General features: G+C 61.0%; 14 protein-coding genes and 1 other RNA gene. 1 reads left to right on the forward strand and 14 read right to left on the reverse strand.

Annotated features, from left to right (window positions below; all coding sequences use genetic code 11):
• The 4 genes from carB to efp all read right to left on the reverse strand — a co-directional run bounded on the left by carB (position 1) and on the right by efp (position 5771).
• Complete coding sequence (gene carB / locus G1C94_RS01565; RefSeq protein WP_172144019.1) at positions 1-3384, reverse strand: carbamoyl-phosphate synthase large subunit; 3384 nt, start codon at positions 3382-3384, stop codon at positions 1-3.
• Position 3385: 1 nt separating this feature from the next.
• The gene (gene carA / locus G1C94_RS01570) at positions 3386-4582 is read right to left on the reverse strand and encodes a glutamine-hydrolyzing carbamoyl-phosphate synthase small subunit (RefSeq protein WP_335341195.1); all 1197 of its coding nucleotides are present in this window, start codon (positions 4580-4582) and stop codon (positions 3386-3388) included.
• A 194-nt stretch (positions 4583-4776) separates the two neighbouring features.
• Complete coding sequence (gene nusB, locus G1C94_RS01575; RefSeq protein WP_172144023.1) at positions 4777-5190, reverse strand: transcription antitermination factor NusB; 414 nt, start codon at positions 5188-5190, stop codon at positions 4777-4779.
• Between the two features lie 23 nt (positions 5191-5213).
• On the reverse strand, positions 5214-5771 hold the full coding sequence (gene efp / locus G1C94_RS01580) for an elongation factor P (RefSeq protein WP_172144025.1): 558 nt from the start codon (positions 5769-5771) through the stop codon (positions 5214-5216).
• Between the two features lie 204 nt (positions 5772-5975).
• Between efp and G1C94_RS01585 the strand changes: the two genes are divergently transcribed.
• Complete coding sequence (locus G1C94_RS01585) at positions 5976-6368, forward strand: cytidine deaminase family protein (protein WP_172144027.1); 393 nt, start codon at positions 5976-5978, stop codon at positions 6366-6368.
• A gap of 124 nt (positions 6369-6492) precedes the next feature.
• Here the strand turns inward: G1C94_RS01585 and G1C94_RS01590 are convergent, their stop codons facing one another.
• The 10 genes from G1C94_RS01590 to G1C94_RS01635 form a co-directional block, all read right to left on the reverse strand.
• A complete protein-coding gene (locus tag G1C94_RS01590) occupies positions 6493-6795 on the reverse strand; it encodes a virulence RhuM family protein (RefSeq protein ID WP_253902262.1) in 303 nt (100 codons plus the stop codon).
• 157 nt (positions 6796-6952) lie between these two features.
• Positions 6953-7352: a transfer-messenger RNA gene (gene ssrA, locus G1C94_RS01595) on the reverse strand.
• 64 nt (positions 7353-7416) lie between these two features.
• Entirely contained in the window at positions 7417-8553 is a 1137-nt protein-coding gene (locus G1C94_RS01600) for a cell division protein FtsQ/DivIB (RefSeq protein ID WP_172144029.1), read from the reverse strand.
• Positions 8553-10070: a UDP-N-acetylmuramate--L-alanine ligase gene (murC, locus tag G1C94_RS01605; RefSeq protein ID WP_172144031.1), complete on the reverse strand. Its 1518-nt coding sequence runs from the start codon at positions 10068-10070 to the stop codon at positions 8553-8555. The genes G1C94_RS01600 and murC overlap by 1 nt, the downstream gene beginning before the upstream one ends.
• Positions 10071-10125: 55 nt before the next feature.
• Entirely contained in the window at positions 10126-11295 is a 1170-nt protein-coding gene (locus tag G1C94_RS01610) for a UDP-N-acetylglucosamine--N-acetylmuramyl-(pentapeptide) pyrophosphoryl-undecaprenol N-acetylglucosamine transferase (RefSeq protein ID WP_172144033.1), read from the reverse strand.
• 16 nt (positions 11296-11311) lie between these two features.
• Positions 11312-12589, reverse strand: a complete 1278-nt coding sequence (locus tag G1C94_RS01615; protein WP_253902263.1) for a peptidoglycan glycosyltransferase FtsW — start codon at positions 12587-12589, stop codon at positions 11312-11314.
• Positions 12576-14027: a UDP-N-acetylmuramoyl-L-alanine--D-glutamate ligase gene (gene murD / locus G1C94_RS01620; protein WP_172144035.1), complete on the reverse strand. Its 1452-nt coding sequence runs from the start codon at positions 14025-14027 to the stop codon at positions 12576-12578. Before murD ends, G1C94_RS01615 begins: the two co-directional genes overlap by 14 nt.
• Positions 14028-14060: 33 nt before the next feature.
• Positions 14061-15167: a phospho-N-acetylmuramoyl-pentapeptide-transferase gene (mraY, locus tag G1C94_RS01625; RefSeq protein ID WP_172144037.1), complete on the reverse strand. Its 1107-nt coding sequence runs from the start codon at positions 15165-15167 to the stop codon at positions 14061-14063.
• Entirely contained in the window at positions 15164-16666 is a 1503-nt protein-coding gene (locus G1C94_RS01630) for a UDP-N-acetylmuramoyl-tripeptide--D-alanyl-D-alanine ligase (RefSeq protein ID WP_172144178.1), read from the reverse strand. Before G1C94_RS01630 ends, mraY begins: the two co-directional genes overlap by 4 nt.
• Positions 16667-16745: 79 nt before the next feature.
• A complete protein-coding gene (locus G1C94_RS01635; RefSeq protein ID WP_172144038.1) occupies positions 16746-17627 on the reverse strand; it encodes a UDP-N-acetylmuramyl peptide synthase in 882 nt (293 codons plus the stop codon).
• Between the last annotated feature and the right edge of the window lie 17 nt (positions 17628-17644).

The following is a 17644-nucleotide window of genomic DNA, read 5'->3' on the forward strand; positions in this document are numbered from 1 at the left end:
TCAGCGCTCCTCATTCTCCAGCGCGAACAGCTGCTTGGCATGCTCCTGAATGCTCATCACCTGGTAATCGTTGCGCTTGACGGCTTCAATGGCCAACAACACAGCGGAGAACTCGGTGATGGTGGTGAACTGCGGCAGATCGGCCGCAATGGCCGCGGCGCGAATCGAATAGCCGTCCGAACGCGAGCCGCGCGAGTTCGGGGTGTTGAGGATCATGTCGATCTGCCCCTCCTCGATGAGTTCAACGACGTTCTTGCCGACGGAGCCTTGGGCATGTTTGACCTCGACCGGCTGATCGGGGTCGGAATCGATGCGCGAGGAAATCTTGTCCACCACCTTCGAGTCGATGCCATAACGGCGCAGCACGGAAGCGGTGCCCTCGGTGGCCCAGATCTTGAAGCCGAGCTCTTCCAAGCGCACGGCCATCAGCGGCAGCTGGCGCTTGTCGGTGTCGTTGACGGAGATGAACACGTTGCCGTCGACGGGCAGGCCACCCTCGTAGGCGGCGAGCTGGCTCTTGGCGAAAGCGTGCGGGAAATCGCGGTCGAAGCCCATCACCTCGCCGGTGGAACGCATTTCGGGGCCGAGCAGAATGTCGACGGTCTTGCCCACGGGGGTGCGGAAGCGCTTGAACGGCAGCACCGACTCCTTGATGGCGACCTGCTGGCCACGATGGATGTCGCCGCCGTCGCCCTTGGGCAGCAGCAGTCCGTTAACGCGCTGCTGGGCGATGGTCTGACCCGCCATGATGCGCGCGGCTGCCTTGGCCAGCGGCACACCGGTGGCCTTGGACGCGAACGGCACGGTGCGCGAGGCGCGCGGGTTGGCCTCGATGACATACAGCGTGTTGGCCATGAAGGCATATTGCACGTTGATCAGACCCTGCACATGGCAGCCCTTGGCGATGGCGAGGGTGCCTTCGCGCAGACGGCGAATCTGGTCGTCGGACAGCGTGGAGGGCGGCAGAGTGCAAGCGGCGTCACCGGAGTGCACACCGGCCTCCTCGATGTGTTCCATGATGCCGCCGATATACAGCTCCTCGCCGTCGAACAAGGCGTCCACGTCGATTTCGATGGCATCCTGCAGGAACTTGTCGATGAGCAGGGGGCTGGGAAGCCTGCCGGAGACGACCGTATCGGCTTGAGCCTCGGCCAACGCGCGATCGACATACTTTTCGAGCTGCGCATTGTCGTAGACGATTTCCATGCCACGCCCCCCCAGCACGTAGCTGGGGCGCACCAGCACCGGGTACCCGATGGAATGCGCGGCTTCAAGTGCCTCCTCAAGGCTCAGCGCAGTGCCGTAACGCGGCGCGTTCATCTTGGCCGCTTTGAGCACCTCGCCGAACAACTCGCGGTTCTCCGCCAAGTCGATGGACTCGGGGGTGGTGCCCAGAATCGGCACGCCCGCGGCCTTCAGACGGGCGGCAAGAGACAGCGGCGTCTGGCCGCCGAGCTGCACGATGACGCCCTTGACCGGCCCCATCTTCTTTTCGGCCTCGTAGATTTCCAGCACATCCTCGAAGGTAAGCGGCTCGAAATACAGGCGGTCGGAAATGTCGTAATCGGTGGACACCGTCTCGGGATTGCAGTTGACCATGATGGTGTCGTAATCCTTGCCGAGCTCCTGCACCGCGTGCACGCAGGTGTAGTCGAACTCGATGCCCTGGCCGATGCGGTTGGGACCGGAACCGAGGATGATGACGGCCTCACGCTCGCGCGGCTTGACCTCAGTTTCGTCGGCATAGCAAGAGTAGTAATACGGCGTGGCCGCGTCGAACTCGGCGGCGCAGGTGTCGACGGTCTTGTACACCGGACGCAAGCCATATGTCCAGCGCAGCTCGCGCACGGTGTTCTCGCCGGAATCCCCGAGATTCCTTAAGTGGGCGATCTGCAGATCGGACAAGCCCGCGAGCTTCGCCTTCTTCAACAACTTGGCCGTCAGCGTTTCGGCCCCGCGCACCTCAAGCGCCATGTCGTTGATGAGCGTGAGCTGCTTTAGGAACCACGGGTCGATCTTGGTGGCGGCGAACAGCTGCTCGATGGTGGCACCGCCCCAAATGGCGCGCATGAGCTGCAGATAGCGGCTTTCCGTGGGCACCTTGATGGCTTCGAGCAGTTGGGCGACCTCGGCGGCTTCGGGCTTGTCGCCATCCCAGTTGAAGCCCATGTGACGCTTGTCGATGGAACGCATGGCCTTGCCCAGCGATTCCTGGAAGTTGGATGCCAAGGCCATCGCCTCGCCCACGGATTTCATCGACGTGGTCAGCGTGGGGTCGGCACCCGGGAACTTCTCGAACGCGAAACGCGGCACCTTGGTGACCACATAATCGATGGTCGGCTCGAAGGAGGCCGGCGTGGACTGGGTGATGTCGTTCTGGATTTCGTCAAGCGTATATCCCAACGCCAGCTTCGTGGCAATCTTGGCGATCGGGAAGCCGGTGGCCTTGGAGGCAAGCGCGGAGGAACGCGACACACGCGGGTTCATTTCGATGACGATGATACGCCCGGTGTCGGGGTGGATGGCGAACTGGATGTTGCAACCGCCGGTGTCCACTCCCACGCCGCGGATGATGGCGATGCCGATGTCGCGCAGCTTCTGGTATTCGCGGTCGGTCAGCGTGAAACAGGGAGCCACGGTGATGGAGTCGCCGGTGTGCACGCCAACCGGATCGACATTCTCGATGGGGCAGACGACCACCACATTGTCGTTGCGGTCGCGCATCAATTCAAGCTCGAATTCCTTCCAGCCTTCGATACCCTCTTCGATAAGCACTTCGTCGGTGGGCGAATAGTGGATGCCCGCGCCGGCGATGCGATGCAGTTCCTCCTCGTCGTGCGCGATGCCGGAGCCAAGGCCGCCCATCGTGAAGCTGGGGCGCACCACCAGCGGATAGCCGAACTCGTCGGCGATCCGGTCGACTTCCTCGAGGGAGTGGGCGATGCTGGAACGCGCCGATTCGGCCCCCGCCTGTTCGACGACCTTCTTGAACAGTTCGCGGTCCTCGCCACGGTCGATGGCGTCAAGGGAGGCGCCGATCAGCTCGACGTTGTATTTCTTCAAGACCCCAGCTTCGCCCAGCGCCATGGCCGCGTTCAGCGCCGTTTGTCCGCCCAGCGTGGGCAGCAGGGCGTCGGGGCGTTCCTTTGCGATGATGCGTTCGAGAATCGGTGTGGCGATCGGCTCGATGTAGGTGGCGTCGGCCATTTCCGGGTCGGTCATGATGGTGGCCGGGTTGGAGTTGACGAGGATGACGCGAATGCCCTCCTCGCGCAACACGCGACATGCCTGGGTGCCCGAATAGTCGAACTCCGCAGCCTGACCGATCACGATCGGGCCGGAGCCGATGACCATCACGGATTTGATGTCGGTACGCTTCGGCATATCACTTACCTTCCTTGACGCTCTTCATCAGATCGACGAAACGATCGAACAGATAGGCCGCATCGTGCGGGCCAGCTGCCGCCTCCGGGTGGTATTGCACGGAGAACGCCGGAATATCGACACACTGCAAGCCTTCGACCACGTTATCGTTCAAATCGATATGGGAGACGAACACCTTGCCGTATTTGCCGCCGTCGAACGGGGCGGACACCTGCTCGCCGATGGGTGCGTCCACGGCGAACCCGTGGTTGTGCGCGGTGATCTCGATCTTGCCAGTGGTCATGTCCTTGACGGGCTGGTTGACGCCACGATGGCCGAACTTGAGCTTGTAGGTGCCGAAGCCGAGCGCGCGGCCGAGCAGCTGGTTGCCGAAGCAGATGCCGAAGAACGGATAGCCGGCGTCGAGTACCTTGCGCAGCAGGTCGACTTCCGGGTCGGCCTGCTCGGGGTCGCCCGGGCCGTTGGAGAAGAACACGCCGTTGGGTTCAAGCGCTTGCAATTGCTCGAAGGTGACGGATGAGGGCACCACATGCACGCGGCAACCGCGCTCGGCCATGCGGTGCGGGGTCATCGCCTTGATGCCCAGATCGACGGCGACCACCGTGAACAGCGGCTCCTTGCCTTCGAACTCGCCACACGGCTCGATGGTGTACATCTCCTTGGTGCTCACCTCGTCGTACAGGCTCAGGCCCTTCATCGGCGCGGCGGCCTTCACCGTCTCCATCAGCGCATCCACGCTCTTGGGTTTGCCGTCACCGCCGGCCAGCGCCTCGCCGGAGAAGATTCCCGCGCGCATCACGCCGACGGAACGCAAGTGGCGCACCAGCTTGCGGGTATCGATGCCACTGATGCCGACGATATGCTGCGATTGAAGATCGTCTTCAAGGCTGCCTTCGGCGCGCCAGTTGCTCACGTTCGGGCTGGGTTCGCGCACGACATAGCCGGCCACCCAGATGCGTGAGGATTCCGGATCCTCCTTGTTGACGCCGGTGTCGCCGATGTGGGGGAACGTCTGCACGACGATCTGGCGGTCGTAGCTCGGGTCGGTGAGCGTCTCCTGATAGCCGGTCATGGCCGTGGCGAAGACAATCTCCCCCACCGTCTCGCCGAGCGCCCCATAGGGGCTACCTACATATACCTGACCGTCCTCCAATACAAGAACGGCATCATCGCGATCGTAGGTCGGTGCATCGCTCACCGCAAACCCCCTTATTCTCTTTCGGGTATTCAAGCCAAGAGTAGCCGCCAGCGCAGACGCGCGCGCCATCCGATGGCATTATCAATCTGTTATCAATCTGTATTTATTCCACCGTGCTTATCGGCACTTGCGCGCCATTCGCAACCGGCATCTTACAAAAACGCCCCCCGTGAAACCACGGGAGGCGTTCAACATCAATCCGACGACTTGTCTTGAGCCACACACACGGCGGACAACAGCCCGTGAATAAACGCGGGCGACTCGTCGTCACACAATGTCTTCGCCAATCCCAACGCCTCGTCGATGGCGACCTTGTCGGGCACCTCGTCGTTGTACATGATCTCCCATGCCGCGATACGCAGGATGTTGCGGTCGACCACGCCCATGCGCGCGACCTTCCAGCCGGTGGAACATTCGTCCAGCACGGCGTCAATATCGCTCAGATGCTCAGCCACGCCGCGCACGATATCAACGGCGTATTCGGGCAATGGCGTCTGCGCGCCGGGAACCTTGATGCGCTCATCGAGCAGGGACAGGATGTCCTGCCCCTTCTCGTCCGCCTCATACAACGTGTTCAAAGCCCTTTTGCGGGCGGTGGAACGTGCCATGAAGTCGCCGAAACCTTGGGAAATCAGTTCTCGCGGCCGAGGTAGGAGCCGTCGGTGGTGTTCACCTTGACGCGCTCGCCCTCTTCGATGAACAGCGGCACCTGAATCTCAGCACCGGTCTCGACGGTGGCCGGCTTGGTGCCCGCGTTGGAGCGGTTGCCCTGCAGACCCGGCTCGGTGTGGGTAACGGTGAGCACCACGGAGGCCGGCAGTTCGACGGACAGCGGGGTGCCGTCATGGAAGGACACGATGCAGTCGGTGCCTTCGAGCAGGAACTTGCTCTCCACGAGGGACCTGGGCACCATGACCTGATCGTAGGTGGTCATGTCCATGAACACATAGTTGTCGCCGTCCTCGTAGGAGTATTGCAAGGTGCGGTTGTCGACGGTCTCGAACTCCATCTTCATGCCCGCGTTGAAGGTCTTGTCGACGATCTTGCCGCTCAGCACGTTCTTGATGGTGGTGCGCACGAAGGCGGGACCCTTGCCCGGCTTGACGTGCTGGAACTTCAGGACGGTCCACAGCTGGCCGTCGAGGTTCAAAACGGAACCGTTCTTGATGTCATTGGTAGTCTGTGCCACGTTTATTCACCTATACTGTCGAACTTGAAGTTAGTTCCCGGGGACTCCCCCGAAAATCGCCTCAGCCATTGTGCCACCACCCCTAGAACTGCATGTCGCGTCTCCGAGCCGTTTTCGCAAGATTATGTACCGTTCACCCCGAATCGCACTATTCTTTTATCAGGAAAGAGCAATTTACTAAATGGGAATTTATGGAGGCAATCAATGGGTGAAATATGGAATACTCTATATCACGAGGCAAGCAGGATTCTGAAACCGCGAAAGGTATCTGAAATGCTTGAAACAGCAGGCGTCGGGGCTGCAGTGGAGGCAATATCCGGGGAAATTTATGTTGGAGTTTGCGTTGACGGAGCCTGCACACTTGGAATATGTGCCGAGCGAAACGCTATTTTTACCATGCTGACAAATGGAGAAGATGCGATAAAACGAGTGGTCGCGGTGAATTGGGATGGCAAAGTATTACCGCCGTGCGGCGCCTGCAGAGAACTCATGACGCAACTTATGCCAGAGCAGTACGGAACAATTGAAGTACTGCTGGACTACGAAAATGGTGAAGTCGCCACGCTCGGAGAACTTACTCCTAAATGGTGGATATAACGAATGCAATAAATTTGATACTTTGCGGCCGCGCGCTTCAAAGCACACGGTGCGCTTTACCGTTCTGCCACCTTCGTCACGAACTGTTAAAAGATCTTTAATAGTTCGCGCTTCTGCAAGTTCGTCACTGCCATAGATTTTCTTGAGATGGTAACTGACATTGGGTGCGTCGAACCGTTCTGCCACCTTCATTCCGAACTGTTTCCATTTCCGACATAGTTGCCGGTTCGGCCAGTTCCCCCTCTTCATAGATGTTCGTGAGATGCTTGGAGATCGCGGGTACATTGACGCCGAAAAGTTGCGCTATGTTCTTTTGTGGCATCCAGAACGTATGCCCCCAGTAGGTGACTTCGACGGGCACATTCGCGCCGTTGGCCCTGTACAGCACGACCTGTGTGCGCTGGCTCGGATTGAAATCATCGGCCATAGGTCTGAATCCTTCCCTGGAAATGAACCGCACCCTGATTGTTGAACTGAAGAAATTTAGTTCAACAATCAGGGTGCGGTTCACTAAACGGCATTTCCCCATCTATAAACAAGCGTTAATCCATTTCTCGTGAAATGGGGTTCAGCGCTTCCGCTTTTGGTGGAGCTGCCGGGAATCGAACCCGGGTCCGATGACCGTACCCTCAGTCTTCTACGTGCGTAGTCTGCTGGCCGTGCGGCGGTTTTTCTGCCCCCAACTGTTGTCGCAGACGACTGTTGGCGAGCATATCCGCAGTACAAGTCCCTTGCCGACCCTGTGGCTCAGACGGCAAAGCAAGTCCTCTAAACGACGCTCAGCATCTTCCCAAGGACGAGGAAGAGTGAACGGAGCGGCTGCTCACTGTTTAGTCCCGAGCGCGAAGCATCAGGCAGCGAGAGCGAACTCAGTGCGGTTAGATTTAGCACTTATTCTTTTGCAGGGGACATCCACGAGCGGACCCTGCGTTCTCGGCACGCTTCCCTGCGACGAACAGGTCATCGTCGAAACCGATCAGCCCCATGTGTTCAATTATCAAGCCCCGACCGTTTTGGCCGGACTTTTCAGAATACACCTTGTGGGCAATCAGCGCAATACCGGGCGATATGGCGCGGAGACGTCGACTTGTTTCTTGTCTCCTATGACGTTCGGATCGCTAAGAATCTTATCGACGTCCGCTTTCTTCAGTTTCATATTCGACGAATCGCCCCACACGATCACGTGTTCTCCCCCATTGAGTTCGGTGGTGACGGAATCCTGGGTTTCGGCACTCACCTTGGTGATTTGGGTGCGCAACGATTCGGGCAGAGCGTCGAGAATCTTGAGCGCCTCTTGAATCGGCCGATTCTTCAGCCCTTCCTCGACATTGGAGACTTCGATGACGGGAATGCCGTTTGCGGAAGTCCCATCGACGGAATTAAGCGCCCGAGCCTTCGCGTCGACGGCGGTGAGTTTGTCCCCCGAGGCCTTAAGCATAGCGGCGGGGCGCTGGGCCTGAATCGTCAGGGTGATGCCGTGTGGATAGCGTTTCGTGGCTTTGGCGCTGGTGACGCCTGGAATGTCAGACAGGCTGGATGTCATTCGGGAGGTGTTGACCAGCAACAGCGAACGGCCGGCCTGACGGGTCGCAATCGCGCGCACATCGGCCTCGCTGACCCACTCGTTGGCACCTTCGACCTGAATCTGCGAGGGCTCAAGCCGCAGCATGGGAGAAAACAGCAGCAGCCATATCAGCGCCGCGAGCGCCGCGACGGCCAGAAGCGCAATGGACATACGCAACGCGGCCACCCTGACACCAACTCGCTTGCGCTCCTTGGCACGCGCAGTGAAATCCACCACCTTGGGTCGTGAAGACACTCCCAATGTGCCGGCATTCTCCCGCAGGGTTTTGGTGACGAGATCCTCGCTGACCAGCTGGCGCGCGTCGACGAACTCCCCCGGTTCGCTGTGCGCGGAGGATTGACCAGATGCCACGGCTCGGGGAATGCCCGTCTTTTCCGGCTCATTGGCCTTATTGCCTGACCTATTGGCCGCCCTGCGCTTGACACCGAACCGACCCAGTTTGCCAAGTCGACCGGTTTTGCCGGTCTTGCCAGTCTTGCCCGCTTCGGGGGAAGCGTTCGATCGAGAAGACGACACGCCTTGGCCCGCCTTGCCGCTCAGCGTGCGCGACTTGCGCTCCTCGCCCTTGTCACCGCCTGAACTAACCACCCGACCGGACATCACTCGCACCCTTCCCGATGCGCTTCAAGCGCATGCAGGATCACCGGCCCCATATCGGTGATGTCACCGGCTCCGACGGTGAAAATCACGTCGCCATGGTGGGCGCGCATTGCCATCATCTGCGCGGCGAGGCGCATGTCGCCGACCGCCTGGAACTTGGCTGAATCGGTGCCTTGCGCCTCATGCACGATGCTTAGTGGCCCCACGCCCGGAAAATCCTCCTGACGCTCGCGCGCGGGGAACACGCCGGTGACGATTACATCGTCGGCCTTGGCGAGCGCTTCGGCGAACTGGCGCGCGAAGAACTTGGTGCGGGAGAACAGATGGGGTTGGAACAGCACGCGAATCGCGCCGTGCGTGTAGCGACGGCGGGCAGCATCCAAGAGAGCCGCGATTTCCGTGGGATGATGCGCATAGTCGTCAACCACAGTGACCTGCTTGACGACGCCGCGCACCTGGAAACGGCGCGCTGCGCCAATAAATGTCGAAGCCGCCTTGGCCGCCTTGCCGGGCTCAACCCCGAGCAGCATGGCCGCGGTGAGCGCTGCCGCGGCGTTGCGCGCATTGTGCAGACCGGGAACGGCCAACTCGACGGGCAACTCGAACGCCGACTCGCCCGCGATGCCCGCAGGCATGTCGAGCGTGAATCGCTCACTGCCACTGCCCTCGCTTTCGCGTTCGGAAGCGATATGCACATATGAAGCACCCTTCAACGCAATCGAGGCGGGATCGCCGGTGCCATATGCGATGGCCCGCGAGGCCGCTTCGCCGTCGAGTGCCTGCAGCACAGCCAAGGCATCAGGGTCGTCGGCACAAATCACCACATGCCCTTTCGCGTGACCCGCGTGATTCACGAATGCGGCGCGATAATGCTCCTCGTCGCCGTAATGGTCAAGATGGTCGGCTTCGCAATTGGTGATGATGGCGATGTACGGGTGGTATTTGCCGAAACTGCCGTCGGACTCGTCCGCCTCGGCAACCAGCATGTCGCCATTGCCGATATGCCCGCCGTCAAGCACCGCGCCGTTCGCGCCCTGAATGGAGCCCCCGATGGCATAGCTGGGGTTCGCCCCGCAATGCTCAAGAATGTGCGCGAGCATGGAACTGGTGGTGGTTTTGCCATGCGCGCCGGCCACGGTGACCGCGCGACTGCCGTTCATCAGCAGGGCGAGGATGTCACTGCGGTGCGCGATGCGTTTGCCTTGCGAGGCTGCGGCGACGATCTCGGGATTGGAGGACTTGATGGCGCTGGAATACACAACGGTGTCGGCATCGGAGACGTTCTCGGCGCACTGGCCGAACCGCACGTCGATGCCGAGCGCGGCCAGGCGCTCGGTTTTGGCGCTGCGCTCCCGATCGGAACCATCAACCGTGATGCCACGTTCGGCCAGCATTTCGGCCAACACGCTCATGCCGGCGCCACCAATGCCGATGAAATGCGTGCGGCCAAGCACGTCGCACCGCTCGTCAACGCCGAAAGCCGCATGGGTCGGGTCGAGTTTGATGCCTGCAGTCACGAAAGCTCCTTTATGCCGATATGCCGAATCGAACCTTGTCCATTATGCCGCACCGTCACGCCGCGCGATTCGCAAGGTCGAGAATATGACGCGCCATGGTGTCGGCGGCGTCACGAATGCCGTATTCCCACGCTTTGCCGCCCATCCTGCGCAACCCGGGCGCATCGGACAGCAATGCGGGCACATGCTCGCTCACCCAGGACGGCGTGAACTCGGCATCGGCGACCATCAGGCCGCCGCCGGCCTCGACCACCGGCTGGGCGTTGAACCGCTGTTCGCCGTTGCCGATGGGCAACGGCACATAAACGGCAGGCAACCCCAACGCCGTGAGTTCGGCGACCGTCCCGGCCCCCGAGCGGCACACGACCAAATCCACACAGGCGAAAGCCAAGTCGATACGCTCCAGATATTCGGCGATATGATAGTCGCCTGTTCCCTCGCTTTCGGCACCCAAACCCGTGATGCAATCCTCGCTCGCATTCGCCGCGACGAGCCGGCGCACCTCGTCCGCCTTGCCTTTGCCTGTCAAATGCACCACTTGGGCGACGCGCAACAGCTCGGCGGATGCCCCCGCAACCGCGCGGTTCAAGCTCACCGCCCCCAGCGAACCTCCGGTGACGAGCACCAGCGGGCGGGCGGGATCCACACCCAGTTGCACTGCCGCCTGACGGCGCACATCCGCACGATCGTGTTCAAAACGAGCCGCCAAATCGGCGATCACCGGCCTCAACGGCAACCCGACGCGCGCAAGATCGCCGCCCTTGCGCGGTTTCAACCCGGTGCCCTCATAGACGACGCCGATGAAATCGGCCCAACGCGCACCGAGCTTGTTGGCCATGCCGGCGCGGGCGTTCTGTTCGTGAATCACCAGCGGCAATCCCATCCGATGCGCCACCGCATAAGCCGGTGCCGAAGCGTAGCCACCGAACCCCGCGACCACATCCGCATGGCGGGATTCAAGAATGCGGCGCACCTTCGCGCTCTCCCTCCTCCATTGCGCGGGAAAACGCAATGCCGCCATATTCGGGCGTCGAGGAAAGGGAACCTTCTCTATCGCGTCAAGTTCGTACCCCGCGGCCGGCACCAAGTCACGCTCCAAACCGACCGCCGTGCCGATGACGCTCACTTGGGCTTGGGGGTCAAGCCGCCTGATCGCCTCGGCGACGGAAAGCAACGGATTGACATGCCCAGCGGTGCCGCCGCCTGCGAGAACGATATGCTTCATATTGACCGAGCATAGTCTACAAACGGGAGGAATCGGCTTTGATTTCAGGCTGTTGGCGCATAAGACCCACAGCCACTCCGGAAGCCACCAAGCACATGATCATCGAGGAGCCACCCGCCGAAATGAACGGCATGGGCACACCGAACACCGGAAACAGCCCAACGACCACGCCAATATTGACCAAGGCCTGACCGACAAGCCACGTGGCGATGCACATCAGCACCATCGAGGAATAGCGATCCTTGAGCTGCAATGCGGTGAATACCAAGCACCAGCCCAGAATCACGAAGACGGCGATTACCATGGCGGCACCGACGAAACCTGTCTCCTCACCGATGATGGCGAAGATGAAATCGTTATGCGCTGCGGGCAGATAGTTCCATTTTTCGCGCGAATTGCCGAGCCCAACACCGAGCAACCCCCCGGAGGCCATGGCATATCGCGCATGCATGGACTGATAGCAGATGCTCTGCGCGTCGGAGGCGCTGCACGCCGAATACGCCGCAAGCACACGAGAACGGCGGTTCGGGCTGGAGAGGATGAGCACCGTGACCATCACGCCCATCACGCCCACCAGCACGGCCATCCATTTGCCCGGAAAGCCGGCGAGCAAAAAGGCAACGATGCCGATCATCACAATGATCATTGCGGTTCCCAAATCCTTGCCGCCCAACACCAGCAGCAGCAATACGGCATAGACGGCACCGGTGATGCCATAGGCCTTAAGCCCCTCCTTGGCGTATCGTTTGCGGGCGATGATGAGCGCCGAAGGCAGCCAGATGCACAGCGCGAACTTGACGAACTCGGCCGGCTGCAATGTCAAAGAGCCGATGGCGATCCAGCCATTGTTGCCGTATTGACCCACACCCAGCGGTGTGAAGGTGAGCAGCTGCAAAAACCCAGACAGGCACACGACGGAAAATCCGAACCGGCGATACAGTTTCGCCGGCATGAGCGCGCAGATCACCCCAAGCACCAAACCGATAATGCAAAACACCACCTGGCTCATCGAGTTAAGGAATGGCGATTTGCCGGCCGAGGCGGCGCTGACGGCGGAACTGGAGAACACCATGATCAGGCCGAAGCAGCTTAAGCCCACCACGGCCATGCGGAAACCGTGGTAGCACCACAGCGGATTGAACAGGCTGACCGCGCCGAAACGGGTGCCTTTGGGTTTGCCGCTGGTTTGCTGGGCTGAACTTTGTTTGCGATCCTGTTTGCGCTCGGGTTGCGTTTGGCTCTCGGACTTGCGTTGCACCCGGCTTTCGCTTGTGCGTCGCTTATCGCGCGTCATGATTCGCCACCCACTGTTCGGCGGCCTTGGCGAAGGCCTCGCCCCGGTCGGCATAGGACTTGAATTGGTCGAACGAGGCACAGGCGGGCGCCATCAGCACCACGTCGCCGGGCTGGCTCATTCGGCCCGCGGCTTCGACGGCACGGGTCATCACCGTTTCGTTCGGCTCGGGGTCGATGGGCACAACCGGAATATCCGGCGCTTCGGCGGCGAAAGCCTCAAGCATGGGGGCTTGATCCACTCCGATGATGACGGCGGATTTGATGGCCTCGCGCTGGGAGGCAACGAGATTCTCGAACCGGCTTCCCTTGGCCAATCCGCCCGCAATCCACACCACGGACCCGGGTGCGAAACTCGAGATGGAGGCCTTGACCGCGTGGGCGTTAGTGGCCTTGGAGTCATCCACGAATCGGATGGTGTTGCCGAGGGCATCCGGCGCGGTGGCCGCTACGGTGGCGATGCGGTGGCCTCCCGGGGCAAAGGTGCGCAACGCTTCAAGCGCTTGCTCAAGATTCGCGCCAAACCCCAGCACCAGCGCAAGCGCGGTCAGGGCATCGGCCAGCAGATGCGGGTAGATGGTGCCATCCGGCTCGCACAGGTGCGAGAACTCGCTGACGGCGGCCAATCGGTTCGCCTCCCCCGCCTTGCCCGAGACCACGCCGCTCATATCGACGATCCAGCCGTCCGCGACGCCGATCTGCCCCGTTGACGGCTCACCGAGCGTGAACCCGATGGTGCGCCCACCCGGCGCAACCCGCGCCTGACGGGCCTTGTCGCTCACCACCGGATCGTCGGCGTTATAAACCAGAGCTTTTTTGACGCCATGGAACACCTTGGCTTTGTCGGCGGCGTAATTGTCGCGCCCGCCATGCCAGTCGAGATGATCGTCGGCGATGTTGGTGATGGCCGCGCAGTCAAGTTCCAGCGAATCGGTGAAGTGCATCTGGAAGGAACTCAGCTCCACACACAGCGCGTCATGCGCAGGGTTCGTGGCGCAGCCGGACAAGCTCATGTCCATATTGCCGGAGGCGATATTGCCCGCGGTCGGCGCGTCGAAGCCACAAGCACCAAGCATGGCGGAGGTCATTTCGGTGGTGGAGGTTTTGCCGTTGGTGCCGGTGATGCCAATCCAAGGGGCCGGCTTGCCGGTGCGGGCGTTGTTCACCCGCAACTGCCAGGCGAACTCGACCTCGCTCATCACGGCAATGCCCCGACGTTGCGCCTCAAGAATGAATGGGGTGCGCGGGTTGAACACGGGAGAAGCCATCACGTAATCGATGCCCTGCCAATCGATGTCACCGAAGGAATGCAAATCCGCTTCGCTCTTGTGTTCGTCCACCGTGATGACATGGGCGCCACGTTGGTTGAGCACCCGTGCCAGGGATGAGCCGGAAACGCCGAGACCGGCGACAAGCACCGTCGTATTGGCGAAGTCCATAATGTCTCCCTTCCGTATGCACTCAGAATGCACTCAGATGAACAGCGGGCCGGATTGGGCAATCCAGTCGCCATAGAAAATCATCAGCCCGATGAGCACGAACATGAATTCCACCATCCAGAAACGCACCACGACCTTGGATTCCTGCCAGCCGAGCAGTTCGAAATGGTGATGGATTGGTGCCATTTTGAACACACGCTTGTGTGTCATCTTGAAATAGCCGACCTGAATCACATCGCTCACCGCCTCGACCACATACAGGCCGCCGATGATAATGGCCAGAAACTCGGTATGGGTGGCGATGGACAACGCGGCGAACAGGCCACCGAGCGCGAGAGAACCGGTGTCACCCATGAAAATCGTCGCGGGATTCGAGTTGTACCACAGGAAGCCGAAGCAGGCGACGGCTGCGCACACCGCTATAATCGTCAGGTCAAGCGGATCCGAAACGGTGTAGGAGAAACCGACTCGTTGCACACCGACCAGATGATAGCTTTCCCAAAATGCGACGAGACCATACCCGGTGAAGGCAATCATCGATGAACCGGCCGCCAGGCCGTCCAGTCCGTCCGTCAGGTTCACCGCGTTCGTCCATGCGGCCATCAGGAAATTCACCCAAATCACGAACAGGATGATGGACACGAGCCGACCGGCGAAAGCGAAGTCGAAGAACGGCTCCTCGATGAAGCTCATGCCCGCTTGGGCGCTCGGGAAACCCGATTTTGTGGGCAGCAACAGCGCGAGCACCGCATACACCGTGGCGAACAGGAACTGGCCGAGGAACTTGCCGCGCACCGTCAGGCCTTCGCTTTGCTTCTTGCGCACCTTGGCGAAGTCGTCGATGAAACCAAGCAAGCCCATGGACAGCATGGCGAACAGCACGAGAAGAGCCGACGAAGAGGGTGCGGTGCCACTGCGCAGATGGCGGTATATCGCCGAAGCGAGCCAGCCGAGCAATACGGCGAGGTTGATGACGACGCCTCCCAGCGTCGGTGTGCCGCGCTTGATCTGATGTGATTGGGGTCCATCCTGGCGGATGTACTGGCCGTAATGCAATCGATGCACCAGACGAATCAACAGAGGGGTGCCGATGATCGTGACGATCAGCGACACCAGAATTCCGATGATGAGCGCGATCACTTGACGTCTCTTTCTCTTATGGCCTTGCCTTCATCCGCCGACCAGCGTTCGGCAAGTGCGCTCAGTCCGGAAGCGTGCGAGCCTTTGAGCAACACCACGGTGCCGTCATGCTCACGGGCAATGTCGGTGACGAGCGCATTCGCTTGGTCGGTGTCGTGCACCCAGTCTACAGAAACCTGTTCCCTCGCGCCGAGCGCCCCCTCGGCTAGTGCGCCGGCCAATGCGTCAAGCGACGAATCCGTGGGGCTGCCCACGGCGATGACGTAATCAACACCGAGTCCCGCCGCGTATGCGCCGATGGAGCGGTGCAGTTCCCGCTCATCGCCGCCGAGTTCAAGCATCGCGCCGAGCACCGCCACTCGATACGGCTTGGGGCGGCCCGCCCAACGGGCCAGCCCGTCGAGACCGGCGCGCATGGAATCGGGGTTCGCGTTGAAAGAGTCATCGATCAGTGTGAAATGCGCTTCGCCCAGCGCGACTTGGGACACGGCCATGCGGTGCGGGCTGATGCGCCTCTGCTCGCCAAGCACGCGGGCTATCTCGTCCAGCGGCATGCCGAGCGAATGGGCCACGGTGGCGGCGGCCAGCGCATTCATCACATTGTGCGCGCCGGGGATGGCCATTCGAACCTGCGCGCGCTCCTTCTCATCGGCACCGGCTACCAAGGTGAATGACGGCCTGTCGTTCTCATCGACGCTCACATCGCGCGCGAACAGTGCATGTGTATCGGTATTCGCCCCATCGACGCCGAAACGGAGCACCGACCCCGGGGCGATGTCGGCCATGGCCTCAACATGCGGATCGTCGGCGTTCAGCACAGCCACCCCATCGCTAACCAGCCCGCGCACGATCTCGGATTTGGCCTGGGCAATACGTTCCACGGAGCCGAATTCTCCCAGATGCGCCACGCCCACCTTGAGCACCACGGCCATATCAGGTGGGGCGATGGCTGTCAGATGCGCAATCTCGCCGATATGGCTCGCCCCCATCTCGGCCACGAAATAGCGGGTATCTTCCCCCACGCTCAGCGCCGTCAGCGGCAATCCGATTTCGTTGTTGAACGAACCCACCGGAGCGACGGTGGGCCCCAATTGGCCGAGCAGTTGTTTGAGCAGATCCTTGGTGGTGGTTTTGCCTACCGAACCGGTGATCGCCACGATGGTGAACGGTTTGCCCGTGGCGCGACGCCGAACGATATTGGCTTGGGCAAGCTTGCCGAGCGCTTCAACGGTATGGCCCACGACAATCTGGGCGACATCGGCATCGGGCATCACATGATCGACGATTGCGGCGAGTGCGCCGGCGGCACCGGCACCCTGCACGTAATCGTGCCCATCCACACGCTCGCCCTTGATGGCGACGAACACACTGCCCCGCCGAATCTGACGTGAATCGCTGACCACGTGCAGGGCGACCCCGCCATCGTGCGCGCCACCCGCGGCGGGAACCACTCGTCCCGCAACCGCCTCGGCGATCTCATCGATGGTCATCGGCATCATCGTGTCCGTCACTGCTCACCTCATCTTCCTTCGTCCCCAATATTTCGCCGTGTGCGCGACATCCGCGATACGCCCGCGTCTAATGCAGATCATCCGACACCCGCAACGCATTGCGGATGCTGGATCGCCGAACGCCCGCCGCGAGCATCATGGAGATGGCGAGTGAAAGGTGCCTCTCGTCGAGAGGATCCAGCGATTTGGCTGCAACGCGGGCAAGCGTGTTGGATTCCTCCGTGCATATGGTCAAGCGCATTTTGTCATCGAACAGAAAACCGTACTCGTTCTGCAACCGCTCGATGTACGCCTGATCCGCACGCGGCGGCGCCGGCTGCAGGGAGCCGAGCACATCGATGCTCACCGCCTGCAACCCTTCGAGAGCCACGGTCTGGCCGTCAAGCGCAATCACCGCCGCGGCCGCGCCATCCTCACAACACACGGCGAGGCACTGCTGCATGTCAAGCGCGTTCAGAGGATAGGCAAGATTCAAGGTGCGTTCCAGCGAATAGGAACCGTCCACACTCAGCAAGCCCACCGGATTGCCGAGCATATGCAGGCAACGGGCAAGCTGCTCGGCCACTTGGGTGCTCTGGTTGCCGCACACAGCAAACACAGCCAAGGAGCTTGAAGGCTCGCCCGCCATCAAACAGGCGAGTTGCCCAAGCTGTCGCGCGCCCATTTCACCGATGAGCAACGGCAGATCGAAGTCGGCAGGCAACATTTCGCGCACCGCGGGCGACACGACGGCCGCATAGGCGCCTCGGCAGCGTGCGCGATATAGCGTTTGCGCATTCGCCTTATCACCGAACGCCACCAGCGCGCCGGGGACAATCGAATCGAGGTTGTCGGCCAAGGAGGTGACAGTGACTCCGGTGGCAAAAGAGGGCACCAGCTCCCAGCCATACCGCTCAGTCAGATCCCCGAGGGTTGTCCTGCGGGTGATGGATTCGCTTACCGCGCTCATATTCGCCTTCTCACCTT

Source organism: Bifidobacterium panos, from assembly GCF_012932445.1.
Lineage (GTDB): Bacteria > Actinomycetota > Actinomycetes > Actinomycetales > Bifidobacteriaceae > Bifidobacterium > Bifidobacterium panos.

Excerpts from the sequence above, each read along its gene's own strand:
- G1C94_RS01630 (WP_172144178.1), bottom strand. The coding sequence starts at position 16,666 with ATGATGCCGATGACCATCGATGAGATCGCCGAGGCGGTTGCGGGACGA.
- G1C94_RS01590 (WP_253902262.1), bottom strand. The coding sequence starts at position 6,795 with ATGGCCGATGATTTCAATCCGAGCCAGCGCACACAGGTCGTGCTGTAC.
- G1C94_RS01585 (WP_172144027.1), top strand. The coding sequence starts at position 5,976 with ATGGGTGAAATATGGAATACTCTATATCACGAGGCAAGCAGGATTCTG.
- G1C94_RS01635 (WP_172144038.1), bottom strand. The coding sequence starts at position 17,627 with ATGAGCGCGGTAAGCGAATCCATCACCCGCAGGACAACCCTCGGGGAT.
- G1C94_RS01610 (WP_172144033.1), bottom strand. The coding sequence starts at position 11,295 with ATGAAGCATATCGTTCTCGCAGGCGGCGGCACCGCTGGGCATGTCAAT.
- G1C94_RS01600 (WP_172144029.1), bottom strand. The coding sequence starts at position 8,553 with ATGTCCGGTCGGGTGGTTAGTTCAGGCGGTGACAAGGGCGAGGAGCGC.
- nusB (WP_172144023.1), bottom strand. The coding sequence starts at position 5,190 with ATGGCACGTTCCACCGCCCGCAAAAGGGCTTTGAACACGTTGTATGAG.
- G1C94_RS01615 (WP_253902263.1), bottom strand. The coding sequence starts at position 12,589 with ATGACGCGCGATAAGCGACGCACAAGCGAAAGCCGGGTGCAACGCAAG.
- carB (WP_172144019.1), bottom strand. The coding sequence starts at position 3,384 with ATGCCGAAGCGTACCGACATCAAATCCGTGATGGTCATCGGCTCCGGC.
- murD (WP_172144035.1), bottom strand. The coding sequence starts at position 14,027 with ATGGACTTCGCCAATACGACGGTGCTTGTCGCCGGTCTCGGCGTTTCC.